Origin of the sequence: Pseudomonas sp. GV071 (genome assembly GCF_003050835.1) — a bacterium.
Classification (GTDB): Bacteria; Pseudomonadota; Gammaproteobacteria; order Pseudomonadales; family Pseudomonadaceae; genus Aquipseudomonas.
This window is the reverse complement of the sequence record NZ_QAOJ01000003.1, coordinates 126,119-150,507: the sequence shown is the minus strand read 5'-3', so window position 1 is coordinate 150,507 and position 24,389 is coordinate 126,119. Positions and strand designations below refer to the sequence as shown.

The 24,389-nt window shown below is 60.6% G+C and carries 25 protein-coding genes; 11 read left to right on the top strand and 14 right to left on the bottom strand.

Annotated elements, in window-relative coordinates:
- Positions 1-24: 24 nt before the first annotated feature.
- Complete coding sequence (locus C8K61_RS07195) at positions 25-1,083, bottom strand: ABC transporter substrate-binding protein (RefSeq protein WP_108095529.1); 1,059 nt, start codon at positions 1,081-1,083, stop codon at positions 25-27.
- Between the two features lie 330 nt (positions 1,084-1,413).
- Between C8K61_RS07195 and C8K61_RS07190 the strand changes: the two genes are divergently transcribed.
- Positions 1,414-2,130 (top strand): UTRA domain-containing protein, encoded by a 717-nt coding sequence (locus C8K61_RS07190; protein WP_108095528.1) that lies wholly within the window; start codon positions 1,414-1,416, stop codon positions 2,128-2,130.
- 78 nt (positions 2,131-2,208) lie between these two features.
- Here the strand turns inward: C8K61_RS07190 and C8K61_RS07185 are convergent, their stop codons facing one another.
- From C8K61_RS07185 to minC, 7 genes are all read right to left on the bottom strand, one after another.
- On the bottom strand, positions 2,209-2,607 hold the full coding sequence (locus tag C8K61_RS07185; protein WP_108095527.1) for a GFA family protein: 399 nt from the start codon (positions 2,605-2,607) through the stop codon (positions 2,209-2,211).
- A gap of 21 nt (positions 2,608-2,628) precedes the next feature.
- A complete protein-coding gene (locus tag C8K61_RS07180) occupies positions 2,629-3,915 on the bottom strand; it encodes a M18 family aminopeptidase (RefSeq protein WP_108095526.1) in 1,287 nt (428 codons plus the stop codon).
- 51 nt (positions 3,916-3,966) lie between these two features.
- Positions 3,967-4,803 carry a lipopolysaccharide kinase InaA family protein gene (locus C8K61_RS07175; RefSeq protein WP_108095525.1) on the bottom strand — a complete coding sequence of 279 codons (837 nt, stop codon included), beginning with the start codon at positions 4,801-4,803 and terminating at the stop codon, positions 3,967-3,969.
- Positions 4,804-4,949: 146 nt separating this feature from the next.
- On the bottom strand, positions 4,950-5,585 hold the full coding sequence (locus C8K61_RS07170) for an RluA family pseudouridine synthase (protein WP_108095524.1): 636 nt from the start codon (positions 5,583-5,585) through the stop codon (positions 4,950-4,952).
- Positions 5,586-5,660: 75 nt separating this feature from the next.
- Positions 5,661-5,915: a cell division topological specificity factor MinE gene (gene minE, locus C8K61_RS07165; RefSeq protein ID WP_108095523.1), complete on the bottom strand. Its 255-nt coding sequence runs from the start codon at positions 5,913-5,915 to the stop codon at positions 5,661-5,663.
- Complete coding sequence (minD, locus tag C8K61_RS07160; RefSeq protein ID WP_108095522.1) at positions 5,912-6,727, bottom strand: septum site-determining protein MinD; 816 nt, start codon at positions 6,725-6,727, stop codon at positions 5,912-5,914. The genes minE and minD overlap by 4 nt, the downstream gene beginning before the upstream one ends.
- A gap of 99 nt (positions 6,728-6,826) precedes the next feature.
- Positions 6,827-7,564, bottom strand: coding sequence for a septum site-determining protein MinC (minC, locus tag C8K61_RS07155; protein WP_108095521.1), 738 nt, complete (start codon positions 7,562-7,564; stop codon positions 6,827-6,829).
- A 163-nt stretch (positions 7,565-7,727) separates the two neighbouring features.
- Between minC and C8K61_RS07150 the strand changes: the two genes are divergently transcribed.
- Positions 7,728-8,660 (top strand): lipid A biosynthesis lauroyl acyltransferase, encoded by a 933-nt coding sequence (locus tag C8K61_RS07150; RefSeq protein WP_108095520.1) that lies wholly within the window; start codon positions 7,728-7,730, stop codon positions 8,658-8,660.
- Between the two features lie 62 nt (positions 8,661-8,722).
- The gene (locus tag C8K61_RS07145) at positions 8,723-9,904 is read left to right on the top strand and encodes a patatin-like phospholipase family protein (RefSeq protein WP_108095519.1); all 1,182 of its coding nucleotides are present in this window, start codon (positions 8,723-8,725) and stop codon (positions 9,902-9,904) included.
- A 37-nt stretch (positions 9,905-9,941) separates the two neighbouring features.
- Here the strand turns inward: C8K61_RS07145 and C8K61_RS07140 are convergent, their stop codons facing one another.
- From C8K61_RS07140 to C8K61_RS07125, 4 genes are all read right to left on the bottom strand, one after another.
- Positions 9,942-10,781, bottom strand: coding sequence for a pirin family protein (locus tag C8K61_RS07140; protein WP_256589378.1), 840 nt, complete (start codon positions 10,779-10,781; stop codon positions 9,942-9,944).
- Between the two features lie 203 nt (positions 10,782-10,984).
- Positions 10,985-11,773: a VacJ family lipoprotein gene (locus C8K61_RS07135; protein WP_108095517.1), complete on the bottom strand. Its 789-nt coding sequence runs from the start codon at positions 11,771-11,773 to the stop codon at positions 10,985-10,987.
- Positions 11,766-13,064, bottom strand: a complete 1,299-nt coding sequence (locus tag C8K61_RS07130) for a serine/threonine protein kinase (RefSeq protein ID WP_108095516.1) — start codon at positions 13,062-13,064, stop codon at positions 11,766-11,768. Before C8K61_RS07130 ends, C8K61_RS07135 begins: the two co-directional genes overlap by 8 nt.
- Before the next feature lie 79 nt (positions 13,065-13,143).
- Entirely contained in the window at positions 13,144-13,632 is a 489-nt protein-coding gene (locus C8K61_RS07125) for a GNAT family N-acetyltransferase (RefSeq protein ID WP_108095515.1), read from the bottom strand.
- 166 nt (positions 13,633-13,798) lie between these two features.
- Here C8K61_RS07125 and C8K61_RS07120 point away from each other — a divergent pair, with 166 nt between their 5' ends.
- The gene (locus tag C8K61_RS07120; RefSeq protein WP_108095514.1) at positions 13,799-14,167 is read left to right on the top strand and encodes a hypothetical protein; all 369 of its coding nucleotides are present in this window, start codon (positions 13,799-13,801) and stop codon (positions 14,165-14,167) included.
- 127 nt (positions 14,168-14,294) lie between these two features.
- Here C8K61_RS07120 and C8K61_RS07115 read toward each other — a convergent pair whose 3' ends face one another.
- Positions 14,295-15,848, bottom strand: coding sequence for a beta (1-6) glucans synthase (locus C8K61_RS07115; RefSeq protein ID WP_108095513.1), 1,554 nt, complete (start codon positions 15,846-15,848; stop codon positions 14,295-14,297).
- A 405-nt stretch (positions 15,849-16,253) separates the two neighbouring features.
- Here C8K61_RS07115 and C8K61_RS07110 point away from each other — a divergent pair, with 405 nt between their 5' ends.
- The 3 genes from C8K61_RS07110 (at position 16,254) to C8K61_RS07100 (ending at position 19,416) form a co-directional block, all read left to right on the top strand.
- Entirely contained in the window at positions 16,254-17,108 is an 855-nt protein-coding gene (locus C8K61_RS07110; RefSeq protein ID WP_108095512.1) for a glycine betaine ABC transporter substrate-binding protein, read from the top strand.
- 341 nt (positions 17,109-17,449) lie between these two features.
- Entirely contained in the window at positions 17,450-17,761 is a 312-nt protein-coding gene (locus tag C8K61_RS07105) for a DUF485 domain-containing protein (RefSeq protein ID WP_108095511.1), read from the top strand.
- Positions 17,758-19,416, top strand: a complete 1,659-nt coding sequence (locus tag C8K61_RS07100; protein WP_108095510.1) for a cation acetate symporter — start codon at positions 17,758-17,760, stop codon at positions 19,414-19,416. The genes C8K61_RS07105 and C8K61_RS07100 overlap by 4 nt, the downstream gene beginning before the upstream one ends.
- 242 nt (positions 19,417-19,658) lie before the next feature.
- Here the strand turns inward: C8K61_RS07100 and C8K61_RS07095 are convergent, their stop codons facing one another.
- The gene (locus C8K61_RS07095; RefSeq protein WP_108095509.1) at positions 19,659-19,817 is read right to left on the bottom strand and encodes a DUF3309 family protein; all 159 of its coding nucleotides are present in this window, start codon (positions 19,815-19,817) and stop codon (positions 19,659-19,661) included.
- 145 nt (positions 19,818-19,962) lie between these two features.
- Here C8K61_RS07095 and C8K61_RS07090 point away from each other — a divergent pair, with 145 nt between their 5' ends.
- The 4 genes from C8K61_RS07090 (at position 19,963) to C8K61_RS07075 (ending at position 24,188) form a co-directional block, all read left to right on the top strand.
- Entirely contained in the window at positions 19,963-20,343 is a 381-nt protein-coding gene (locus tag C8K61_RS07090) for a DUF2784 domain-containing protein (RefSeq protein ID WP_108095508.1), read from the top strand.
- A gap of 114 nt (positions 20,344-20,457) precedes the next feature.
- On the top strand, positions 20,458-21,261 hold the full coding sequence (locus tag C8K61_RS07085) for an SDR family oxidoreductase (protein ID WP_108095507.1): 804 nt from the start codon (positions 20,458-20,460) through the stop codon (positions 21,259-21,261).
- Between the two features lie 121 nt (positions 21,262-21,382).
- Positions 21,383-22,555, top strand: coding sequence for a CynX/NimT family MFS transporter (locus C8K61_RS07080; protein ID WP_108095506.1), 1,173 nt, complete (start codon positions 21,383-21,385; stop codon positions 22,553-22,555).
- Between the two features lie 160 nt (positions 22,556-22,715).
- On the top strand, positions 22,716-24,188 hold the full coding sequence (locus C8K61_RS07075; RefSeq protein WP_108095505.1) for an inorganic phosphate transporter: 1,473 nt from the start codon (positions 22,716-22,718) through the stop codon (positions 24,186-24,188).
- Positions 24,189-24,389: the final 201 nt, after the last annotated feature.

Sequence of the window (24,389 nt, the reverse complement as noted above, 5' to 3'; positions counted from 1 at the left end):
AGTAAGCCTAGGCGGGCTGACTTCTTATTCCATGTTGATGATCACGTTTTCCTGCCACAGGCTTGGCAGAGCCTTGGAGGTTTCTTCCCAAGCCTTGGCGTCCTTGATCGGCTGCACCTTGGCGTATTGGGCGTTCGGCAGCAGCTTGGCTTGCACCTCGGCTGGCAGCTTCAGGTGTTCAGCACGGATAGGGCGTGCGTTGCCTTTGGCCAGGTTGATCTGCCCAGCGTCGCTGAAGATGTACTCACGCGCCAGCTTGGCGGCGTTGGGGTGCTTGGCGTACTTGTTGATGATGGTGGTGTAGCCGGAGATCACCGAGCCGTCGGACGGGATCAGCACTTCAAAGCGGCTTGGGTCGATCTGGTCGCGGTAGCTGAGGCCGTTGAAGTCCCAGACGATGCCCACTTCCACTTCGCCTTTTTCCAGGGTCTGGATAGTCGGGTTGGACAGCGACAGGCGACCTTGCTTGGCGATTTCAGCGAACAGGTCGAGGCCTGGCTGAATGTTCTTCTCGTCACCGCCTTTGGCGATGGCGGCAGCCAGAACACCATTTACTGCTTGAGCGGCAGCGCTGACGTCACCGATGGCGACTTTGTATTTGCCTTTTTCCAGATCAGCCCAGGATTTCGGTACGTCTTTGACCAGCTTCTTGTTCACGATAAAGGCGATGGAGCCGGTGTAGGCGAGTGCCCAGTGGCCGTCTTTGTCTTTCGCCCAGTCCGGAATTTGTGCCCAGGTGCTTGGCTTGTAGGGTTGGGTTACACCCTGCGCGGTAGCGATGGGGCCAAAGGCCGCACCGACGTCACCGATATCGGCGGTGGCGTTGTCTTTCTCGGCGGCGAACTTGGCGATTTCCTGCGCCGAGCTCATGTCGGTGTCCAGGTGTTTGAGGCCATAGAGTTTGCCCAGGTCGACCCAGGTGTCTTTCCAGTTGGCCCAGCTGTCCGGCATGCCCACGCTGTTTACCTCGCCTTCGGACTTGGCGGCGGTTTCCAGGCTTTTCAGGTCGGTATCGGCGGCCATGGCCAGGTTAGCCAGAGCAATGGTCGATCCCAGGATTGAAGCTAGCAACAGGCGTTTCATTCGACGCTCCTTCGTGTTGAGGGTGTTGGTCTAGATCAGCAATAGCCACGCCAAGTTAGCGGTATTGGATGACAATTTTGTGTCGCACCGCTCTGGCACGCTGCCCCGCCGCAGCTTGCGGTGGAGGCGTCAAGCAAGCGTAGACCATGGTTAAGTGCTTGATTTAGAAAATATAGGCGACACGAAGAGGTTGGCATGTAGCGTGCAAAAGCAGCTCTGTGTCATTCAATAGTCATCTAGGCTGGCTAGGGTTATTCGGTGTTTGCGGGCCTTTTTCACACCCGCAGTGGCTCCGAAATGGGGCTGGACTAGTCCAGATGAGGGCAATTGATGCGAGATGAGGCGCCCCGTGCCGTGACAGCCATCTGTCGTGCACTGGAAGAGCAGATAGAACATGGTCTGTTGCCTTCGGGCAGCAAGCTGCCGGCCGAACGCAAACTGAGCGAGGTGTTCGACACCACGCGCATCACCCTGCGTGAAGCTCTGGGGCAATTGGAGGCGCAGGGGCTGATTTACCGCGAGGAGCGGCGTGGCTGGTTTGTCTCGCTGCCGCGGCTGGCTTACAACCCGCTGGTGCGCAGCCACTTCGACGCGATGGTCGGTGAGCAGGGGCGGCAGCCATCCACCGAAGTGATTTCGGCGCGGCTGGTACCGGCACCGGCGGCTATCTGCGATTTGCTGGAGTTGCCGGCGCTGTCCAGCGTGATTCAGATCCGCCGGGCGCGGCGGGTAGATGGGCGGCTGGTGCTGTACGTCGAGCATTACCTGAACCCGGCGTATTTCCCCGGCATCCTGGATTTCGACCTGACCTTGTCGCTGACCGAGCTGTATGCCCGTCAGTACGATATCCACTACGGCCGTGTGCGTTTCGACATGGTGCCGACGGCCTTGCACCTGGAAGCGGCGGCGGCATTGAAGGTGTCAGTCGGCAGCCCGGCGCTGCGCATCACTCGGATTAACCGCGACCAGCATGGGCGCTTGATCGATTGCGATATCGAGTGTTGGCGGCATGATGCGATTCATGTGAGCGTCGAGGTGCCGGAGTAACGCATTACGTGTGGGCGGGGCTTCAGCCGCGAGCTTTTAAAATCAAAAGCTCGCGGCTGAAGCCCCTCCCACAAAAGCCTAGCCGCGCCCAGGCTGCCATTGCGGATAGGCGGGAATGCCATCGGTGCTCAACCACGCCTTGTCGCACTCAGTCCAGATATGTTGCTGAGGACGTTTGCCCGGGTCTTCATCCAAGGTAGCGACACGCACGATGACGTGCGGTTGGGCGGGACGGTCGGCGATCAGGTGGCTGCCGCACAACGAGCAGAAGCAGCGGAACTTGCCGGGCGAGGACTCAAAACGGGCTACTTTTTCTTCGCCGCTCAGCCAGCGGAAGTGCTCACGCATTACCCCGGCCGTGGTGGCGAAGGCTGCGGCATGCGCTTTGCGGCAGGTGTCGCAATGGCAGTGGCTGATGGGCATGTCGAGGCTGTCGACTTCGTAGGTGATGGTCTTGCACAGACAACTGCCGAGCATGTTTCCTCCTGCTGTCGGTTTCTAGAACAACTCAGTGCCGTAGAAGGCGGTCAGCACCTTTACCAGATGCTCCAGGTCATGGCTGCCGGCCAATTCCCGAATCGAGTGCATGGCAAAGGTCGGCAAGCCGATATCCACAGTGCGCACGCCCAGTTGGCTGGAAATGATCGGGCCGATGGTCGAGCCGCAGCCCATATCGCTGCGCACCACAAAACTCTGCACCGGCACTTCTTCGGCCAGGCACAGGTGGCGGAAGAAGCCGGCGGTTTCGCTGCTGGTGGCGTAGCGCTGGTTGCTGTTGACCTTGATCACCGGGCCGGCGTTGAGTTTCGGGCCGTGGTTGCCGTCGTGTTTGTCGGCGTAGTTGGGGTGCACGCCGTGGGCGTTGTCGGCCGATACCAGCAAGGATTTCTGGATCACTCGAACAAAGTCTTCGTCCTGCGGCAGCACGCGGCGCAGCACCTGCTCCAGCATCGGGCCATCGGCGCCGCAGCAGGAGCTGGAGCCGACTTCTTCGTGGTCGGTGCAGATCAGAAAGCAGCTTTCTTCGTCAGCACTGTGCAGCAGCGCTTGCAGGCCTGCGAAGCACGACAGTAGGTTGTCCAGGCGCGCGCCGGCGATGAAGTCGGCGTTCAGGCCGATCACGGCGGCGTCCTGGGTGTCGTAGAAACTCAATTCGTAGTCCAGCACCGCATCGGCGTTCAGGCCGTGTTCGCGACCGAGTTGGTCGGCGAGCAGGGCGCGGAAGTCGTAACGCTCATCACCGGCGACCTGGGCCAGAATTGGCGGCAGCTCGTTCTGCGCGTTGATCGCCCAGCCCTGGTTCGCTTCACGGTTCAGGTGAATGGCCAGGTTGGGGATGATGGCGATGGGCACGAGGAAGTCGATCAGCTGGCTTTCCACTTTGCCGTCGCGGCGGAAGGTCACGCGGCCGGCCAGCGACAGGTCGCGGTCGAACCAGGGGGCGAGCAAAGCGCCGCCATAGACTTCCACACCCAGTTGCAGAAAGCCCTGGCGCTGCAGTTCAGGCTGCGGTTTTACCCGCAGGCACGGGCTGTCGGTGTGTGCGCCGACCATGCGCAAACCGCCTTCCAGCGGCGGACGTTTGCCCAGCTTGAAGGCGATGATCGAGGAGTCGTTGCGGGTAACGTAGTAGCGGCCACCGGCTTCGGTGTGCCAGGTTTCGCGCTCGTTGAGGTGCACATAACCGGCGGTTTCCAGGCGCATGGCCAGGCTGGCGGTGGCATGAAACGGGGTCGGCGAGGCCTTGAGGAAATCAATCAGGCCTTGGTTCAATTCTTCGCGCATAGGGCACTCCAGGCGGCAATGCGCGGAGTTTACCGTATACCGCGGCCGGCTTCAGCCGATCACCAACTTGCCGCTGAGAAACACATCACGGCGTTCCTTGCGCCCGATCTTTTCGTGCTTGGCCACGTGGTAAACCGCGTCGAAGCGGGCGCGATCAAATGGCCCCTGGGTGGCAATGAACTGTTCCACCAGCGCGTCGTAATGGCGCTCAGTGATGAACTTGTGCACTTCCCGGTAATAGAAGAAGCCCATCTGGAAACCCAGGGCTTCGCTGAAGAACGCTGAACGATGGGAAAAGCCGTTTTCCAGATCGATAGCTCGGGCCGAGGTGCCGTCCGGGCTGATCATCACGTTGGCGGCCCAGAAGTCCATGTGGGTAATGTCTTTGCTGTTCAAACGGCCGAGCAGGGCAAAGGCGGTGGTGATGAATTGGTTAACTTCATCGGGATGCTGTTTGAGCCACAGCTTGCCATCGACCAGGTCGTCGAGCAGTTCGGTAAGCAGAAACACTTCGCGGGTCAAACCCAGACCGGACTTGGTGTGGCCGTAGCCCACCAGCGGCGGAACACAGGCGCCGCGGCGGTTGGCTTCGGCGGTGTTGATCAGCTCTTCGATCGGCCAATCGTAGCGGCCATCGCCGTGGGTTTTTCGCCAGGTGACGCGCAGCATGGCCTTGAGGGTGTTAAGCGGTTCGATTTTGGCGAAAAAGGCTTTGCTGCCTGTCGGCAGGGGGCGGCTGAAACGCTTGTGGTTAGCGGTTTTGCGCCCACCAATCAGTTGCTGCAGCGCAGCCAGGGCACCGGAGTCCGGCGCTTCGCGCAGGAACAGGGTGGTGTTCTGGAATTGGAGCGAAAAGGGGTAATCGCGCTGGAGCTGTTGAAGGTACATTGCGCCAGCCTCCGTGCTGGTACTAAGCAAAAGTGCGCCATTATGAGGCCATCACTGTTGAGATCTGCAATGTTTTGTAACGCAGGTGACACAAATATCTGCTAAGCGGAACGCGAGCCCCATTGCAGAGCGCTCGCGACTGCCAATCAGAACGGTGCCGGGCACTCGAAGCGCAGGCGCTCGCCGGTTTTCGGGTGGGTAAAGGCAAGCATGGCGGCGTGCAGGCACAGGCGCGGGTAGGCGGCCAAGGCTTGCTCATGGGCGTACAGGCCATCGCCCAGTAGCGGGTGGCCGATCGACAACATGTGCACGCGCAACTGGTGCGAACGGCCGGTGATCGGCGTCAGTTCCACCCGCGCCCAGTCGCCACAGCGTTCCAGCACACGCCAGAAGGTCAGGGCGTTGCGGCCATGCTCATGGTCGACCACATGCCGCGGTTTGGTGGGCGGGTCGTAGCGCAAGGGCAGGTCGATGCTGCCGCTGTCCAGATCCGGCAGGCCCCAGCACAGGGCGATATAGGCTTTCTCGGTTTCGCGGTCGTGGAACTGGCGCGACAGCTCGCGGTGGGTGTCGGCGTCGCGGGCCAGCAGGATCAGGCCCGAGGTTTCCCAGTCCAGGCGATGAACGATGCGCGCTTCGGGGTAACCGTTTTCCTGCAGGCGGGTGATCAGGCAGTCCTTGTTGTCATCGGCGCGGCCAGGCACCGACAACAGCAGGGTAGGCTTGTTGACCAGCAGGATCTGTTCGTCCTGATAGACGATTTCAACGTTCGACAGCGGCATGCTCTAAACCCACAAAAACCATTCTTTCAAAAACGACAACGGCGGCCGAAGCCGCCGTCATGCTTACCCCGGGGATCAACGATCCGGCAGGGTGATATTGAGCTCGAGAATCGAGCAGCTGCCTTGGTTTTCCAGGGCGACCTGCACTTGGTCCGAGTCGATATTGACGTACTTGCGGATCACCTCGACCAGCTCTTGCTGCAGAGCCGGCAGGTAGTCCGGTTTACTGCGCTGGCCGCGCTCGTGAGCAACGATGATCTGCAGACGCTCTTTCGCAATCGACGCGGTGGTTTCTTTTTTGCGCTCGCGAAAGAAGTCGAAAATATTCATTCACGACCTCCAAACAGGCGTTGCATGAAGCCCTGCTTTTTCACATCGAGGAAACGGTGCGCGACTTCCTTGCCCAGCAGGCGGTCGACGGCATCGCTATAGGCTTGGCCAGCATCACTCTGGTCATCGAGAATCACCGGCACGCCCTGGTTCGATGCCTTGAGTACGGCTTGCGACTCAGGGATCACGCCCAGCAGGCGGATGGCGAGGATTTCTTCAACGTCTTCGACACCGAGCATTTCGCCTTTCAGAACGCGCTCAGGGTTGTAGCGGGTGAGCAGCAAGTGCTCCTTGATCGGCTCTTCGCCCAGCTCGGCGCGGCGCGATTTGCTCGCCAGCAGGCCCAGCATGCGGTCGGAGTCACGTACCGAGGACACTTCCGGGTTGGTCACGACAATGGCTTCGTCGGCGAAGTACATCGCCAGGTGCGCGCCTTTCTCGATACCGGCCGGCGAGTCGCAGACCACGTATTCAAAGGTCTCGCGCAGCTCATTGATGATTTTTTCCACGCCTTCCTTGGTCAGCGCATCTTTGTCGCGGGTCTGGCTGGCGGCGAGGACGTAGAGGTTTTCCAGGCGTTTGTCTTTGATCAGGGCTTGGGTCAGGGTGGCTTCGCCGTTGACCACGTTAACGAAGTCGTACACCACGCGGCGTTCACAGCCCATGATCAGGTCGAGGTTACGCAGACCGACGTCGAAGTCGACAATCACAGTCTTGTGCCCACGCAGGGCGAGGCCGGTACCGATGGCGGCGCTGGTGGTGGTTTTACCGACGCCACCTTTGCCGGAAGTGACTACGAGGATCTTGGCCAAGGTGATTCACCCCAAATATGAAGAAATGCGGGAATCTGACGCCAAGATGTGGCTTCCAGATGCCCTTTTTTGTGTCCTGAAAAGTGGCCGCAGTATCCGTTAAAGCCGGGTGATGTTCAACACGTCACCCGTCAGACTGACCTGTACAGCATCGCCCCACAGCGGGTCGCGGCGCAGGTCTTCGGCAACTTTGTACTGACCGGCAATCGAGAGCATTTCAGCGCCCATTTGCTGGCAGAAAATTCGCGCTTTGGTGTCGCCTTTAACCCCGGCCAGTGCCCGGCCGCGCATCGGCGCGTAAACATGGATGTTGCCGTCGGCGAGAAGTTCCGCGCCGGCACTGACTGGCGCCAGCACGATCAGGTCACCGCCCTGGGCGTACACCTGCATGCCGCCGCGTACTGGCGAGTTGATCACCTTGGTCGGTTTCACCAGCGGCTCTGGCGGCTTTTCGGCCTTCTTCTTGGCGGCGATTTCCACCGGCTCCACCAGCTTTTCGCGGGCACCGGACGGTGGCAGCACCGGAATGTCCAATGCCTGCGCGGCGGCAATGTCTTCTTCTCGGTTGGCGCGAATCGCCAGGGTGCGCAAGCCATGACGGCGACACAGGGCCATCAGCTCGCCGAGGTCGAGAATGCCTTCGGCCGCAGGCAGCTTGTCCAGCGCCAGAACCAGCGGAATATTGCTGAAGAAGTTCGGCGCCTGAGCAACCTTTTCGGCCAGTTGCTGTTCCAGGCGCTCAAGGTCATTGTGCGCAAGCTCCAGCACGGTAATGGCGAGCATGCTGCCTTTGAGCTGGAATACGGGGTCTTGGTTGAGCAGATCGGCTTGGCTCATGGGGTGCCTGATGCGCCTTACAAAAATGGGGCTGAATGCAGAAGTGCCTGCAGCGCGCAGCGGCGCTGATTTAAGACCGGACTTATAGCGAGAACGCGGTTGGGCCGCAAGCCGCGCGCAGTCCTGTAGAATGCGCGCCTTTGTTTGATTTCCGGAAAGCCAGATGGACCGTCCGCAGTTTCGTCGCCAATTTCTTCACCCGCGTTACTGGCTGCTCTGGCTCGGCCTGGGCTTGCTCTGGCTATTGGTGCAGTTACCTTATCCGCTATTGCTGGGCCTGGGCCGTGGCCTGGGTTGGGCAATGTACGTGGGCGCCCGCTCCCGGCGTGAAATTGCCACGCGCAATCTGGAGTTGTGCTTTCCACAGATGTCGCCCGCCGAGCGCAAGAAACTGCTGAAGGACAACTTCGCCTCCACCGGCATTGCCTTTTTTGAAATGGCCATGAGCTGGTGGTGGCCGACCAAACGCCTGGCGCGTCTGGCCCATATCGAAGGCCTGGAAAATTTGCAGGAAGCGCAACTGCAGGGGCAGGGCGTGATCCTCATGGCCGTGCACTTCACCACCCTGGAAATCGGCGCCGCCTTGCTCGGCCAGCGCCACACCATCGATGGCATGTACCGCGAACACAAGAACGCGCTGTTCGACTTCGTCCAGCGCCGCGGTCGCGAGCGCCATAACCATGATGCGCAGGCCATTGAGCGCGAAGACGTGCGGGCGATGCTCAAGGTGCTACGCGCAGGCCGGGCAATCTGGTACGCCCCCGACCAGGACTATGGCGCCAAACAGAGCGTGTTCGTGCCGCTATTCGGAATCAACGCCGCCACCGTCACCGCCACCAGCAAATTCGCACGCCTGGGCCGCGCTCAGGTCATGCCGTTCACCCAGAAGCGTCTGCCCAATGGCGGCGGCTACAAGCTGGTGATTCACCCGCCATTGCGCAACTTCCCCGGTGAGTCCGAAGAAGACGATTGCCTGCGCGTCAATCAATGGGTGGAACGCGCCATCTTGAGTTGCCCCGAGCAATACCTGTGGGCACACCGCCGCTTCAAGACCCGGCCACCAGGTGAGGCGAAGTTGTACAAGAAGCGCCGTTAGTAGGTTCCTCCCATAACAGCCCTTCGCTTCTATACTCGCGAAAACCCCGTAGAGAGGCTTCGATGAATCTAGCGCACGACCCAACCAAACCGGTGACTGGGCTGATTCTTTCCGGGGGTGGAGCACGCGCGGCGTATCAGGTCGGGGTGCTGGCGGCGATTGCCGATCTGCTGCCTGACACCACGCAAAATCCCTTTCCGGTGATTGTCGGTACCTCTGCCGGCGCCATCAATGCCGTGGGCCTGGCCTGTGGTGCGCTGCAGTTCAATGAGGCGATCAAGCGCCTCACCCATGTCTGGCAAAGCTTCCACACCTACCAGGTGTACCGCAGCGATTTTTCCGGGGTGGTGCGCCAGGCCAGCCGCTTTTTTGGCCACAGTCTGCTGGGCCTGGGCAAACGCGCGCCGGTGGCCTTGCTCGACAGCTCGCCACTGCGTGACCTGCTGGCCGAGCACCTGGATTTTTCCGGCATCGCCGCCGCCGTGCGCATGCGCAAATTGCGCGCTGTGGCGGTCACCGCCTTTGGCTACGACTCGGGGCAGGCGGTGACCTTCTACCAGGGCCGCGCGACCATCGATCCGTGGTTTCGCCACCGCCGCGTCGGTGTACCGACCCGTTTGCAGCTTGAGCATTTATTAGCCAGTGCTGCGATACCGCTGATTTTTCCGCCGGTGAAAATCAACCGCGAGTTCTTCGGCGACGGCGCCATGCGCCAATCGGCGCCTATCAGCCCGGCCCTGCACCTGGGTGCCAACCGCGTGCTGGTGGTCGGTGTCAGCGGCAATGGCAACCCGGAAAACGTACCGATGCGCGCCAAGGTCGCCGGCCCGCCCAGCCTGGCGCAGGTCAGCGGCCATCTGCTCAACAGCACCTTTATCGACAGCCTGGAAAGTGACATCGAGTTGCTCGAGCGGATGAACCAGATGTGCCGTTTGCTGCCCTCGGATCTGCCGGCGAAAAGCACCGCGATCAAACCGGTGGACGTGTTGGTGATTGCCCCGAGCAAACCGCTGGACCATATCGCTGCCCGCCACTGGAGCGAACTGCCACGTACCCTGCGTATGTTCCTGCGCGGACCTGGGGCGAAAAAAGCCGGCGGGGCGGGGGTGTTGAGTTACCTGTTGTTCGAGTCCGGTTATTGCAATGAACTGATCGAACTGGGCTACCAGGACGCCATGGCGAAGAAGACCGAGTTGGTCCGCTTTCTTGGCTTGGAGCCACAGGTGGCGGCGTCGTTGGTGTAGGCAAGATCAACAGCATCGCGGCTTCAGCCGCGATGCTTTAGGCCAACACACCATCGCGGAAATCGCGTAACGCCTGTTCCACTTCCTCGCGGGTGTTCATCACGAACGGGCCGTACTGCACGATCGGCTCGCTCAGCGGTTTGCCGGCGATCAACAGCACGTTGGCACCCTGTTCGCTAGCGAACTGCAACTGGCCTTGATCGGACAGGCGCACCAGGCGCCCGGCGTCCACGCTGCGACCATCAATTTGAATACTGCCGTCGTACACATAGAGCATCACCCGATGCCCCTCGGGCAGCCGTGGCGCCACGTTGCCGCCTGCGCCCAGATGCAGGTCGAACAGCTGAGGTTCGGTGTGCGGACGTTGTACGGCGCCAATCTGTTGTACCTGGCCATCGTCGAACTGGCCGGCGATTACCACCGCTTCGACACCCTGCTGGGTGACGAGACGGGGAATTTCTTCGGCGGGAATATCGCGGTAACCAGGGTCGCCGAGCTTGTCTTTGCCTGGCAGGTTCAGCCACAGCTGGAAGCCGCGCATCGCGCCTTGTTCCTGCTCGGGCATTTCGCTGTGGATGATCCCGCGCGCTGCGGTCATCCACTGCACGCCGCCATTGCCCAGCAGGCCGACGTTGCCCAAGTGGTCTTCGTGACGCATGCGCCCTTCGAGCATGTAGGTGATGGTTTCAAAACCGCGGTGCGGGTGCGGCGGGAAGCCGGCGATGTAGTCGTCGGGGTTGACCGAGCCGAACTCGTCGAGCATCAGAAACGGGTCGAAGCGCTCCACGCCCAGGCCGCCGAACACGCGGTTGAGGCGCACGCCCGCGCCGTCGGAAGCGGGTTGGCCGGGTTGGATGCTGAGTACGGTGCGGTTCATGGTGAGAAGCTCCAATTCAGTTGATGGAGCCATGGTAGAGGTTTCGATCAGATTGATTGGTGCGAAATAATCGTTATATCAATCGGATAACTTGATGTGTTGCTGCTCCTTGTGGGAGGGGCTTTAGCCGCGATGCTTTTGCTTTTAAAAAGCTCGCGGCTAAAGCCCCTCCCACATGTATTGCGCAGGATTTGAATCCTCGGTTACTCAGCAATCTGCAACTTGCGCGCTTCGGTGTACACGTAACGCACTTTTTCGTATTCGAACGGTGAGTTGGTCTGCCCGTAACGGAAGGTGGTGACGTAGCGCCGGTCGATGGAGCGCAGCAGGAACAGTTCAGGGTGGTTCTGGCTGACTTCGGCGACGTTGAGGAAGTTGATCTGCTGCTCGGCAGTGAAGTCTGCCACCAGGCCGCCAGTGTCACGCAGGTTCGACGGGCCGAGAATCGGCAGCATGATGTACGGGCCGGCTGGCACGCCGTAGAAGCCCAGGGTCTGGCCAAAGTCTTCCGACTGTTTGGGCAGGCCCATCATGGTCGCCGGGTCCCACAAACCGGCGATGCCGACGGTGGTGTTGAGCAGCAGGCGGCCGGTGGTTTCCATCGCCCGTTGGCCTTTGAACTGCAGCAGGCTGTTGAGCAGGTTGGGCACGTCGCCGAGGTTGCTGAAGAAGTTGCTTACGCCGCTGCGCACGAACTGCGGGGTGACATAGCGGTAGCCATCGACCACCGGCAGGAACACCCACTCATCGAAGCGGTAGTTGAAGTGGTAAATGCGTCGGTTCACCGATTCCAGTGGGTCGTACACGTTCAGCGCATCGAGGGTCGAGCGCTCGAACTCGTGCTGGTCCAGGCCCGCGTTGAATTTGAGGTCTTTCAACGGCTCGGTGAAGCCATCCGGTTCGGCGGCGACGCCCGGCGCGGACACGGGTTCGGCGGCATACGTGGCACCGCTGGCGAGCAACAGAGCAAGCAGCAAGGATGTCTTAGTCATGGAGCAGCTCCAGCATGGCGGCAGTGTTTACGCGGTAGTTGAGGTTGCCGCAGTGCCCGCCATGCGGGTACACGGTCAAACGATCGCCCATCGTTCTGCGTAAAAAGCCCAGGTCGCCAGGGCCGAGAATCACGTCGTCCTTGTTGTGCATCACCACGATCTTCTTGCTGGTTTTCAGGTAATCCTCCAGCGCATACAGGCTCACCTGATCGATCAGCTGCAGCAGACTGCCGCCGTCGGTGCGCGCGCGCCACATGGGAATCAGTTGCTCGCGGATATAGCAGTCGAAGTCGCACTGCAGCGCTTTGCGAAAGTACGGGGTCAGGCTGGTGCCTTCGCTGATCGGGGTTTCCGGCGGGGTGATCAGGCCGCGGCGGTTGATCAGGTCGGAAGTAAAGGCAATGTCCGCCGAGGAGAAGCGGAACGAGGTGCCGATCAGCATCGCCAGTTGTTCATTGGAGAGGTGCTGCTTGGACTGTTGCAGGTCGTAGAGCATGGCATCGTTGATGTCGATGTAGCCCTTCTGCTGGAAGTAACGGGTCAGCTTGCTCAGCACCACGTCATAGAACGTACTGCTGTTGGAGATGCCCTTGACCTCGGTCTGCACCAGACGGTCGAGGTTGGTGATCGAGGTGTAGAGGTTCACCGGTGGGTTGAGCATCAACACTTTCTTGAAGTTGAAGCTGCGCCGGGTTTCATCCAGCTTGCTGACGAACGCGGCGTTCAGTGCGCCGAGGCTGTAGCCGGTGAGGTAGTAGTCGGTGACTTCTACGTCCGGGTGCTGGGCACGCACGGCCTGCATTACGCGGTAGAGGTCGTCGGCGTCTTCGGTGCTCACACCGGGTGTGGCGTGGCGTGAGGCGGCGGTCATGAAGTCGTAGCTGGTCGGCGACGACAGCTGCACCACGTGGTAGCCCGCGCCGTAGAACAGCTTCTTCAGGCCCTCGGCGAGGGTGCTGGAGTAGTGCGCGCCGGTGCCGGCAATGATGAAGATCAGCGGCGCCGGGCCTTTCTGCTTGGCCATGCGGTAGCGCAGGGTGGTCACCGGCCAGAAGTTGTCCGGTACCTCCAGTTCCCGTTCCGGGTGGAGCTTGAGGGTGTAGTCGGCCTGATCGATATCACGATCATCCGGCAACTCCGGGCGCATGTCCGGAGGCGTCGTGGCAATGGTTGCCTCGAACGGGTTGGTCAGCGGGAAACCATAACTGGCCTCGTCAATGTCGGCGGCCGACAACAACGGGCTCAGGCATAAACCAGCCATAAGCGCGGCAAAACGTAAGAGGCGCGGCATCGCAAATCCCTTTAGAAGATAAAGTGCACAATGGGTCCGGCGTTATGACAACGGCAGTGCTGGTATAGCACAGAGATTTTTACTCGGCTTGTTTTGCCAGCTCGCCTAGTGCAGCACCGCTCAAACGGTAGGTGGTCCAGTCGTCTTGCGGGCGTGCGCCCAAGCGGCGATAAAAACCCAACGCCGGCTCGTTCCAGTCCAGCACCGACCACTCCAGGCGCCCGCAACCACGCTCAACGGCTAGCTGTGCCAGGCGTGCCAGCAAGGCTTTGCCAAGGCCGGCACTGCGGGCGGGTTCGCGTACGTACAGGTCTTCGAGGTAGATGCCCGGCTTGCCGAGAAAGGTGGAAAAATTCGGGAAGAACAGGGCGAAACCCTGTGGCTCGCCATCCAGTTCGCCAATCAGCACCTCGGCGAAAGGGCGGGGGCCGAACAGATTGATGGTCAGGTCTTCAGGGGTGGCAACCGCCTGGTCGCTGAGTTTTTCGTACACCGCCAGCTCGTGGATCAGGCTGAGGATCAGGCCGACGTCATCGGGCGTGGCGTTGCGCAGGTGAATACGGGACATACAGGCTCCTGAAAGGGCGAAATGAGCCGAGCTTGCCGGCTCAACGCGCGCGCGGCAACAGGGTGCTACGAATTCCCTGCTTTATGCTTGATGTTTCGTGCTCTGGCGCTTGCATACCGTGATCGGGCGTTTATCCTGAGCGCCGATTTATCTACCGGAGAAACCCATGTCCCGTCGTTTGCCCCTGATCGCCTTGCTGATCGTTCTGGCCCTGTGGCTGGCCGCTGCCTACGGGCTGCGTTTCGCCCTGATGGAAGACAGCCAGTGGGTCGGCATCTGCGTTGACCAGGCGCAGCGCTGGGAATGCCAGGTGCGTAATGGCCTGGGTCTGTTGATCCATTTCCGCGTCATCGCCCTGAGCGGTCTGGTCGGTGCCTTGCTGGCCTTTGTGGTGCCGGGCCGTGCGGGCTGGTGGTTGGCAGTGGCGGCACTGGTGTTCGCCTTGCCGGCGTTGGTGCTATACAGCGCCAGTCTGGCGGTGTTTGCCGTGGTGATCGCCGCGCTGCGGTTGGTGCGGGCGCCGCGTCTGGCTTGAAGGCCATCGCGGCTGAAGCCGCTCCTACGAGATCGAACAATCAGTAGGAGCGGCTTCAGCCAAGATGCTCTTGATCAAAAAATGGGGCTCTTCTGAGCCCCATTTTTTTTTGCCGGTAGGTCAGCTCTTAGCTGGCCCTTACCCGCAAGCTGCGCCACAGCGCCGCCACCATCAGGGCGCTGACCGCCGCCCAACCCAGTGCCTGCCAGTTGCTCAGCGTCTCCTGGAACAGCTGCGGCAGGATGCCCGCGCCGACGATCAGGGTCAGCAGGGCGATCTCGCGGCGTGGGCCAGCCACTGGGCGGCACACGTAGACCAGCGCCGGCAGCAGCAACACCATGCTCGGGAAACAGCGATAACGCGGGTCGAACACCAGGCCGAGCATCAGCACGGCAGCGGCGAAACCACTGGCGGCCAGCCACCAGCCGCCACGGGCCTGCAGCCAGCTATAGAGGTTGGCGCGCCAGCCGGCTTTGCTCGACAGCGCCAAGGCGCCATGGGCCAGCACCACCAGGTTGAGGCCGACCAAGAAGGCAGCCCACGCCCATTCACCGATATAGCGGCTGTTGACCCGCGCCATCTCGCCCCACAGGGCAATGCAGCAGGCGCCGACGGCCGCCAGCAACGGCAGGACCAGGGCCGAACGGGTGGAGTTCGGGCGACCGGCCAGCAGCAGGGTGGCGAGGAAGATCACGCCGCTGACGCTTAGCCACAGGGTCCAGTTGGCGAAGTTGGAAACCGGGCCGGCCAGCACGCCTTTGTCCTGGCGGTCAGCGTCATACAGGCCCCAGTAACCGCCCATGGCACCTTCGCTGACGCGTTTCCACGGTTGGTCGAAGGCTTCGATCAGGTTGTAGTGCCAGCCATTCTGTTCGGCCATGGAGACAAAACCACGGATGAACTTGGCTTCGTTGACGCGGCTCGGCACGGCGGTTTCACGCTGACGGCCTTCGCTCGGCCAGCCGGTTTCACCAATAAAGATGTCTTTGGGGGCGAACTTGGCGCCGAACACCTGGCGAATCTCGGCGACGTGGGCCAGGGCTTCGTCGATGCCGGTGGGGTCATCTTCCCAGTAGGGCAGCAGGTGAATGGTCAGGAAGTCCACCGCTGGCGCTACTTCCGGGTGCTTGAGCCAGAACTCCCAGACGTCCGCGTAGGTCACCGGCTGTTTGATCTGCGCTTTCACGTCGCCAATCAGCTTGGCCAGTTGTGCGCCCGTAACTTCTTTGCGCAACAGGGTTTCGTTACCGACGATCACCGACTCGACCACATCCGGGTTGTCGTTGGCCGACTTGATCAGCGCATCGACTTCCTTCTTGGTGTCCACCGGGTTGCCATTCACCCAGGCGCCGAGCATCAGCTTCAGGCCGTGCTTGCGGGCAAGCTCCGGGATGGCTTCGAGGCCGGTCATCGAGTAGGTGCGAATGCAGTGGAAGCGCGTGGCCAGCAGGGCCAGGTCGGCATCCATGCGCTCAGGGCGCAGGGCGAAAGGCTGGTCGAACGGCGACTGGTCCTTGTCGAACGGCGTGTAGGAGGCGCACTGCAGCTTGTGCGTCGGCGTGGCCGCGTCGGGCAACACCAGGGGTTGGCCCAGGCCATACCAGAGGCCGCCAATGGCGAACACGGCAAGCAAGCAGGCAAACACATAGGGCAAGGCAGGAAAACGAGCGGTAGCGGGCATAGTTCAGGCGCGTCTGGGGGCAAAGCCGCGCAGTTTACCTGCATTCCCGCTATTTAGCGTAGAGCCGCCGGCGGCGTGTGTTAGCGCATATGAACAGGCGCCTGAAGCGGGTTGTTGAATGCGCGTTCAATCATAAATTTCAAGGCCTTTGTAGTGCCTCTGACGGCGTTGGATATCGGTCCTGTCGTTACTGAATCAATGATGTCGTTTCTTGGCAGTGTTGATGTCGTTCTCGGAGCAGGTGCCATCACGGCTTGGGTCGATTATCGAGGCGTCGGCACACGACTGACTCAGGGCGTGGGCCAAGCGAATACGCAACAGGCACCGCTACTAGATAGACCAGACACAGACACCACCACCTGCCACTCGGCAGCAGCCGAGCCACTATTTTCGGGGAACAGACTTATGAGCAAAATGCGTCGGTTATTGGGTTTGGGTGCGGGTCTCGCACTGGCACTGAGCACGGGTTTGGCAGGTGCGGCAGATAAACCCACGTTGAAGATTGGCTATGTCGATGGCTGGTCCGACAGCGTCGCCACCACCCACGTCGCAGCGGAAATCATCAAGGAAAAACTCGGCTACGACGTGCAACTGATGCCCGTCGCCACCGGCATCATGTGGCAGGGCGTGGCCAAAGGTCAGCTCGACGCCATGTTGTCGGCCTGGCTGCCCGTGACCCACGGTGCTTACTACGAAAAAATGAAGGACCAGGTGGTTGATCTCGGCCCGAACTTCAACGACGCGAAAATCGGCTTGATCGTGCCGGAGTACGTCAAAGCTAAAACCATCGGTGATCTGCAGGGCGAGAAAGCCGGCTTCGGCGGCCGAATCGTTGGCATCGACGCCGGTTCAGGCGTGATGCTGAAAACAGACCAGGCGATCAAAGACTACGGTCTGGATTACAAACTGTTGGCCAGCTCCGGCAGCGCCATGACCGCCGAACTGGCTCGCGCCATTCGCTCGGAAAAACCGATTGCAGTGACTGGCTGGATTCCGCACTGGATGTTCGCCAAATACAAACTGCGCTTCCTGGAAGACCCGAAAGGCGTTTACGGCGCAGCTGAACACGTCGACAGCATCGCCAACCCGGGCCTGGAAGCCAAAGCCCCGACAGTGGTGGCCTTCCTGAAGAAATTCACCTGGACCCCGGACGAAATCGGCAGCGTAATGCTGGCCGTGGAAGAAGGCGCCAAGCCGGCTGACGCGGCCAAGAAATGGGTAGCGGCCAACCCGGATCGGGTGAATGAGTGGTTGAAGTAAGTTAGCCAACGCGTTTGCCACAAAGCCGCTCACTGAGCGGCTTTGTTGTTTTTGTGGAAGGTGAAAAGCATCGCGGCTGAAGCCGCTCCTACAGAATTGCGCTATCAACCCGTGGTGCTGCCGACTCAAAAGGTCGGGAGGGAAGCGCAGGCTAGGCGAAAACGGGGGAGGGAGCGGAGTTGGCTGTAGCCAATGAGCATCTCGCAGCCGTTTTCAACGACGCATGCGCGAACCTCCCGGCCTTTTGAACGGCAGCATAAGACTAAGGTCGTCTGTCTTCCGGCTCCGGGCCAACTAGAGTTAGCTCACCAGCAACTCGTGCTGCGGAGGATAAAAATAAAATGAACGACAGCATCTACGAGCGGATTGAACAAAGTCCGCGCTTCAAAGAACTGGTAGCCAAGCGCGAGCGTTTCGCCTGGATACTATCCGCCATCATGCTTGGCCTCTACGTGGCCTTCATCCTGATCATTGCCTTCGACCCGAGCCTGTTCGGTACGCCGATCAGTGAAGGTTCGCCCACCACCTGGGGCATCCCCGCCGGTATCGGCCTGATCCTTTCCGCCTTCGTGCTGACCGGTATCTATGTATACCGAGCCAACGGCGAGTTCGATGACCTGAACCAGGCCATTCTGGACGAGGTGAAACAATGATCGCCCGTAACCTTGCTGCGTGCGCGCTGCTCGCCTTCGCGCCGGCCCTGTGGGCTGCCGATGCCATTTCCGGCGCGGTGCAACGCCAACCGATCAACGTGGCGGCCATCGTCATGTTCGTCGCCTTTGTCGGCGCCACCTTGTTCATCACCTACTGGGCGTCGAAGAAAAACAACTCCACCGCCGATCACTACGCCGCTGGCGGCAAAATCACCGGTTTCCAGAACGGCCTGGCGATCGCGGGCGACTACATGTCGGCGGCCTCGTTCCTGGGTATTTCCGCGCTGGTGTACACCTCCGGTTATGACGGCCTGATCTACTCGATCGGTTTCCTGGTGGGCTGGCCGATCATTCTGTTCCTGATCGCCGAACGCCTGCGTAACCTGGGCAAATACACCTTTGCCGACGTGGCTTCCTATCGCCTCAAGCAGAAAGAAATTCGCACCCTGTCGGCCAGCGGTTCGCTGGTGGTGGTGGCGTTCTACCTGATCGCGCAGATGGTCGGTGCCGGCAAGCTGATCCAGCTGCTGTTCGGTCTCGACTACCACGTGGCGGTGATTCTGGTCGGCATTCTGATGGTGCTCTACGTGCTGTTCGGCGGCATGCTGGCGACCACCTGGGTACAGATCATCAAAGCCGTGCTGCTGCTCTCGGGCGCTTCGTTCATGGCCTTGATGGTGATGAAAACCGTCAACTTCGACTTCGGCACGCTGTTCTCCGAAGCGGTGAAAGTGCACGCCAAAGGTCAGGCGATCATGAGCCCTGGCGCCTTGGTCAGTGACCCGGTTTCGGCGATCTCGCTGGGCCTGGCGCTGATGTTCGGTACCGCTGGCCTGCCGCACATCCTGATGCGCTTCTTCACCGTGAGTGACGCCAAAGAAGCCCGTAAGAGCGTGTTCTACGCCACTGGTTTCATCGGCTACTTCTACATCCTGACCTTTATCATCGGCTTCGGCGCGATCCTGCTGGTCAGCACCAACCCGGCGTTCAAAGATGCAGCGGGCGCGCTGTTGGGTGGTAACAACATGGCGGCGGTACACCTGGCCAACGCGGTCGGTGGCAGCCTGTTCCTGGGCTTTATCTCGGCCGTAGCCTTCGCCACCATTCTGGCGGTAGTGGCGGGTCTGACCCTGGCCGGCGCGTCGGCGGTGTCCCACGACATCTATGCCAGCGTGATCAAAGGCGGCAAAGCCAACGAGAAAGATGAGCTGCGCGTATCGAAGATCACCACCATCGCCCTCGGCGTTCTCGCCATCGGCCTGGGTATTCTCTTCGAGAAACAGAACATCGCCTTCATGGTTGGCCTGGCATTCTCCATCGCTGCCAGCTGCAACTTCCCGGTGCTGTTCCTTTCCATGTACTGGAAAAACCTCACCACCCGTGGCGCCATGATTGGTGGCTGGCTGGGTCTGTTGACCGCAGTCGGTCTGATGATCCTCGGCCCAACCATCTGGGTACAGGTACTGGGCAACGCCAAGGCGATCTTCCCGTACGAATACCCGGCGCTGTTCTCGATGTTTGTGGCCTTTGCCGGTATCTGGATTTTCTCGATTACCGACAAATCCACCTCGGCCGGTGAAGAACGCGCGCGCTTCCTGCCGCAGTTCGTCCGCTCGCAAACCGGCCTGGGTGCCAGTGGTGCAGCGGCTCACTAAGTAGCAAGACTCTGAGTGATTTGGGCGGCCCTAGGGCCGCCTTTTTTTGTGCTCCTGTCACTATCATCCCATCTACCGTCGTCATTCCAGCGAAGGCTGGAATCCAGAATGCTGCGGCGAACATCGTCCGTCGTAAGAATCTGGATTCCAGCCTGCGCTGGAATGACGGAGTTGCAGGGATGGTGCTTTGCTGGCAATAAAAAACCCCGCTTTGTGCGGGGCTTTTTATTGCCAGCGAGGAACTAGATCCTGCCAAGCAGCGCCAGAATGATCACGATGATCAGAATGGTGCCCAGAATGCCCGACGGGCCGTAGCCCCAGCTTCTGGAGTGCGGGTACAGCGGCAGGCCGCCGACCAGGAGGAGAATAAGTACGACGATCAGAATTGTGCTGAGGCCCATGGTTTGGATTCCTTGTTCTAGACCATAAAGTGCAACTTCCTTCAGAGGCGGCATAACCGCTGCGCTTGCCTCGTCTATTTATTACGACTGGGCCGGCTTTCCAATAATTCAGGTTATTTGTGCAACACGAGGAGGAGGAGGGGTCATGTGGTTTCGTTTGGGGGCCGACACGGTGGTGCTGGTGCACCTGCTGTTCATTCTGTTTGTGCTGTTCGGAGGCCTGCTGGTGTTGCGTTGGCGCTGGCTAGTGGCCTTGCATCTGCCGGCCGTGGCCTGGGGGATGGCGGTGGAATTCCTGCACCTGTATTGCCCGCTCACGCCGTTGGAAAACCACCTGCGTCAGGCCGCCGGCCAGCAGGGGTATGAGGGCGGTTTTATCGAGTATTACCTGATCCCACTGATCTATCCGCGTGGGCTTACCGCCGAGATGCAGCTGGGCTTTGGTGCGGTGGTGTTGGTGCTCAATGTGGCGGTTTATCTGTATGTGATTCGGGCTGCCCTGCGGTCTGCAAAGGGCCAGGCATGAGCCTGGTTTGCTTGGCTCATTCAGCAGCCTAATGGTGCGTGGGCCGGGCGAAAGCCTTCGCTACACTGGGATCACTCACCACCCCTGACACCTATAAGAAAAGGCAGCCTCACTATGCAAAATCGCATCATGATCACCGGCGCGGGTTCTGGCTTGGGCCGCGAAATCGCGTTGCGTTGGGCGCGCGAAGGCTGGCAATTGGCGCTGTCCGATGTCAGCGAGCCGGGCCTGGCGGAAACCCTGAAACTGGTCCGCGAAGCCGGCGGCGACGGCTTCACCCTCCGTTGCGACGTGCGCGACTACAGCCAGCTGACTGCCCTGGCGCAGGCCTGCGAAACCAAGTTCGGCGGCGTCGACGTGATCGTCAACAACGCCGGTGTCGCCTCGGGCGGGTTCTTCAGCGACCTGTCGCTGGAAGACTGGGACTGGCAGATCTCCATCAACCTGATGGGCGTGGTCAAAGGCTGCAAGGCCTTCCTGCCGCTGCTGGAACGCAGCAAAGGCAAGATCATCAACATCGCCTCCATGGCCGCCCTGATGCAAGGCCCGGCGATGAGCAACTACAACGTCGCCAAAGCCGGCGTGGTAGCCCTCTCGGAAAGCCTGTTGGCCGAACTCAAGCAACAAGAGATCGGCGTCCACGTGGTCTGCCCATCGTTCTTCCAGACCAACCTGATGGACTCCTTCCGCGGCCCGACCCCGACCATGAAAGCCCAGGTCGGCAAATTGCTGGAAAGCAGCCCGATCAGCGCCGCCGATATCGCCGACTACATCTATACCTCGGTGGCCAACAACGAGTTCATGATTCTGCCCCACGAGCAAGGCCGTATGGCCTGGGCACTGAAGCAGAAGAACCCCGAGGCGCTGTACAACGAAATGGCCGTGATGGCCGAGAAGATGCGCGCCAAGGGTAAATAAGCCTGGGCTAAAAACTTGTCTGGCTGGTCAATTAATTTGCCGGCCAGGCTTGTTTGCCACCGCCGTTGGATAGTAGGGTTGCTGGCCCGGCCTGCCTGGTCGTCGCTACGTGACTACTCTCGTGAAACCCATCTCTCGGGGCTTGCTGTTTGTCGCCCTGGTGCTGGCCGCTATCAATTTGCGCCCTGGCATCACCTCCCTCGCTCCCCTGATCGAACAGATCGCCAATGAACTCAATCTGAGCCGCGGCCTGATAGCGCTGACCACCGCCTTGCCGGTGCTGTGCATGGGCCTGCTGGCGCCGATGGCGCCGCGTCTGGCGGTACGCTTTGGCCTGGAGCGCACCATCACCGGTTGTATGGCGTTGATTGCTGGCGCGTTGGTGGTGCGCCTGGCCAGCCATAACAGCGTGGTGCTGATTGGCAGCGCAGTGTTTGTCGGCGCTGGGATCGCGGTCGCCGGGCCGCTGCTGTCGGGCTTTATCAAACGCCATTTTGTCGGCAAGGTCGGCCGCGTGGTGGCCTGGTACTCCCTGAGCATGACCATCGGCGGCGCCGGCGGCGCGGTGTTGACCGGGCCGTTGACCGGCCTGCTTGGCGAGCGCTGGCACTGGGGCCTGGCGATCTGGGCGGTGCCGGCGTTGCTGGCGGTACTGTTGTGGCTGTTCGTGCCGAACATACACGAAGACCCTGCCGAAGTGGGCAGCGGCGGTGGTTTGCCTTGGCGTGAACCGCGGGCTTGGGTGATTACCGGTTTCTTCGCCATTCAGGCCGGGCTGTTCTATACGCTGACCACCTGGCTCACTGCCCGCTACCACGAAGTGGGCTTCGACCCGTCGCAGAGCAACACCCTGTTCAGCTCGTTCATGATGATCGGCCTGCCGAGCGCCTTCGTGCTGCCTTGGCTGGCCCAGCGTTACGACAACCGCGCCCAGCTGCTGCTGATGTGCGCCATCATTTCGAGCCTGTGCCTGGGCATGATCTCGTTTATGCCGCAGGTGCTGCCGCAGCTCTGGGCGCTGCTGCTGGGCCTGGCCCTCAGCGGTTCGTTCGCGCTGTCGCTGGTGCTGCCGATGTATGAAGTGAACACGCCGCTGGCAGTCAGCCGCTGGACCGCCATGATGCTCTGCGCCGGCTACAGCATCAGCAGCTTCACGCCGATTCTGACCGGCCTGGTGCGCGACCTCACCGGCAGTTACCAGGTGCCGTTTATCGTGCTCACCGGTCTTGCTGTGAGCATGATTGCCCTGGCGTGGATGCTCCGTCCGCGAAACAAGCCCGTCGCCTCCCAGTAACAATTTGCCGCACCAGGCCACAGCCCGCGCGGGCTGTGGGCTTTGTGACCGTGGCGTGACGGATTTTCTCTGCTAGCGTTACCAGCCAGCAGTTTTGAGATTTTCACGCTGCGGTTATCTGGCATAATCGCGCCCCCTTTCGACCTGAACAGAAAACCACATGTTCGATCTTTTCAGCGGGCTGGAACCCTGGGTGCTTGTCAGCCTGATCCTGGCCCTGGCGTTCGTCCTGTTCTTCGAGTTCATCAACGGCTTCCATGACACCGCTAACGCGGTGGCGACCGTGATCTATACCAAAGCCATGCCGCCACACCTGGCGGTGATGCTCTCCGGTGTTTTCAACTTCCTCGGTGTATTGCTCGGTGGTGTCGGCGTGGCCTATGCCATCGTGCATTTGCTGCCGGTCGAGCTGCTGATCAACGTCAACACCGGCCACGGTCTGGCCATGGTGTTCTCGTTGTTGGCGGCAGCTATTACCTGGAACCTGGGCACCTGGTACTTCGGTATCCCGGCCTCCAGCTCGCACACCCTGATCGGTTCGATCCTCGGTGTCGGCCTGGCCAACGCCCTGATCAGCGACATTCCGCTGGCCGATGGCGTCAACTGGCAGAAAGCGATCGACATCGGCATGTCGCTGATCGCCTCGCCAATTGCCGGTTTTGTCGTTGCGGCCCTGGTGCTGCTCGGTCTGAAATGGTGGCGCCCGCTGTCGAAGATGCACAAGACTCCGGAACAGCGCCGCAAGATCGACGACAAGAAACACCCACCGTTCTGGAATCGCCTGGTGCTGGTGTTGTCGGCCATGGGCGTGAGCTTCGTGCACGGCTCCAACGATGGCCAGAAGGGCATCGGCCTGATCATGCTGGTGCTCATCGGTATTGTGCCGGCGCAGTTCGTGCTCGACCTGAACAGCACCACCTACCAGATCGAACGCACCCGTGATGCGACCATTCACCTGAGCCAGTTCTACGACCGCAACCGCGACAGCCTCGGCGAGTTTCTGGCCCTGGGTAAAGCCAACACCGCCGAGATGCCTGAGCTGTTCCGCTGCAACCCGCAGCAGACCGAAGCCACCATCGCCGGCCTGTTGAGCGACCTCAAGGGCGTGACCGACTACCACAGCCTGGCACCAGACACCCGCATCCAGGTGCGTCGTTACCTGCTGTGCCTGGATGACACCGCGAAGAAAGTCGGCAAGCTCGATGGCCTGGCTTCCCGTGAAAAAGCCGACCTCGACAAGCTGCGCAAAGACCTCACCGCCACCACCGAATACTCACCGTTCTGGGTGATTCTGGCCGTGGCCCTGGCGCTGGGTATCGGCACCATGGTCGGCTGGAAACGCGTGGTACTGACCATCGGCGAGAAGATCGGCAAGCAGGGCATGACCTACGCCCAGGGCATGTCGGCCCAGATCACCGCCGCCTGCGCCATCGGCCTGGCCAACGTGTTCAGCCTGCCGGTGTCCACCACCCACGTGCTGTCCTCCGGCGTGGCCGGCACCATGGTCGCCAACAAAAGTGGCCTGCAGGGCGGCACCGTGCGCAATATCCTGTTGGCCTGGTTGCTGACGCTGCCTATCTCGATGGGCCTGGCTGCCAGCCTGTTCTGGTTAGCCACACGGTTCGTCGACTAATAAAGAGCCCCGCCAAGTGCGGGGCTTTTTATTTGTCGATTATTTCGGCTTCCGGGTCGTCGGCCATGCGGCGTTGAAAGCCGACTTTAAATGCTCACGTACTTAAGTACGCTGCGCTGTAAAGCCGACTTTCGCCTTGCCTGGCTCTAGCCCCGAAACCCTTGACCGAGTAACGGCCACTATCGCCAGAGCGTCAAAACC

Coding starts and splice junctions, on each gene's coding strand:
- C8K61_RS07195 (WP_108095529.1), bottom strand. CDS start 1,083: ATGAAACGCCTGTTGCTAGCTTCAATCCTGGGATCGACCATTGCTCTG.
- C8K61_RS07190 (WP_108095528.1), top strand. CDS start 1,414: ATGCGAGATGAGGCGCCCCGTGCCGTGACAGCCATCTGTCGTGCACTG.
- C8K61_RS07185 (WP_108095527.1), bottom strand. CDS start 2,607: ATGCTCGGCAGTTGTCTGTGCAAGACCATCACCTACGAAGTCGACAGC.
- C8K61_RS07180 (WP_108095526.1), bottom strand. CDS start 3,915: ATGCGCGAAGAATTGAACCAAGGCCTGATTGATTTCCTCAAGGCCTCG.
- C8K61_RS07175 (WP_108095525.1), bottom strand. CDS start 4,803: ATGTACCTTCAACAGCTCCAGCGCGATTACCCCTTTTCGCTCCAATTC.
- C8K61_RS07170 (WP_108095524.1), bottom strand. CDS start 5,585: ATGCCGCTGTCGAACGTTGAAATCGTCTATCAGGACGAACAGATCCTG.
- minE (WP_108095523.1), bottom strand. CDS start 5,915: ATGAATATTTTCGACTTCTTTCGCGAGCGCAAAAAAGAAACCACCGCG.
- minC (WP_108095521.1), bottom strand. CDS start 7,564: ATGAGCCAAGCCGATCTGCTCAACCAAGACCCCGTATTCCAGCTCAAA.
- C8K61_RS07150 (WP_108095520.1), top strand. CDS start 7,728: ATGGACCGTCCGCAGTTTCGTCGCCAATTTCTTCACCCGCGTTACTGG.
- C8K61_RS07145 (WP_108095519.1), top strand. CDS start 8,723: ATGAATCTAGCGCACGACCCAACCAAACCGGTGACTGGGCTGATTCTT.
- C8K61_RS07140 (WP_256589378.1), bottom strand. CDS start 10,781: ATGAACCGCACCGTACTCAGCATCCAACCCGGCCAACCCGCTTCCGAC.
- C8K61_RS07135 (WP_108095517.1), bottom strand. CDS start 11,773: ATGACTAAGACATCCTTGCTGCTTGCTCTGTTGCTCGCCAGCGGTGCC.
- C8K61_RS07130 (WP_108095516.1), bottom strand. CDS start 13,064: ATGCCGCGCCTCTTACGTTTTGCCGCGCTTATGGCTGGTTTATGCCTG.
- C8K61_RS07125 (WP_108095515.1), bottom strand. CDS start 13,632: ATGTCCCGTATTCACCTGCGCAACGCCACGCCCGATGACGTCGGCCTG.
- C8K61_RS07120 (WP_108095514.1), top strand. CDS start 13,799: ATGTCCCGTCGTTTGCCCCTGATCGCCTTGCTGATCGTTCTGGCCCTG.
- C8K61_RS07115 (WP_108095513.1), bottom strand. CDS start 15,848: ATGCCCGCTACCGCTCGTTTTCCTGCCTTGCCCTATGTGTTTGCCTGC.
- C8K61_RS07110 (WP_108095512.1), top strand. CDS start 16,254: ATGAGCAAAATGCGTCGGTTATTGGGTTTGGGTGCGGGTCTCGCACTG.
- C8K61_RS07105 (WP_108095511.1), top strand. CDS start 17,450: ATGAACGACAGCATCTACGAGCGGATTGAACAAAGTCCGCGCTTCAAA.
- C8K61_RS07100 (WP_108095510.1), top strand. CDS start 17,758: ATGATCGCCCGTAACCTTGCTGCGTGCGCGCTGCTCGCCTTCGCGCCG.
- C8K61_RS07095 (WP_108095509.1), bottom strand. CDS start 19,817: ATGGGCCTCAGCACAATTCTGATCGTCGTACTTATTCTCCTCCTGGTC.
- C8K61_RS07090 (WP_108095508.1), top strand. CDS start 19,963: ATGTGGTTTCGTTTGGGGGCCGACACGGTGGTGCTGGTGCACCTGCTG.
- C8K61_RS07085 (WP_108095507.1), top strand. CDS start 20,458: ATGCAAAATCGCATCATGATCACCGGCGCGGGTTCTGGCTTGGGCCGC.
- C8K61_RS07075 (WP_108095505.1), top strand. CDS start 22,716: ATGTTCGATCTTTTCAGCGGGCTGGAACCCTGGGTGCTTGTCAGCCTG.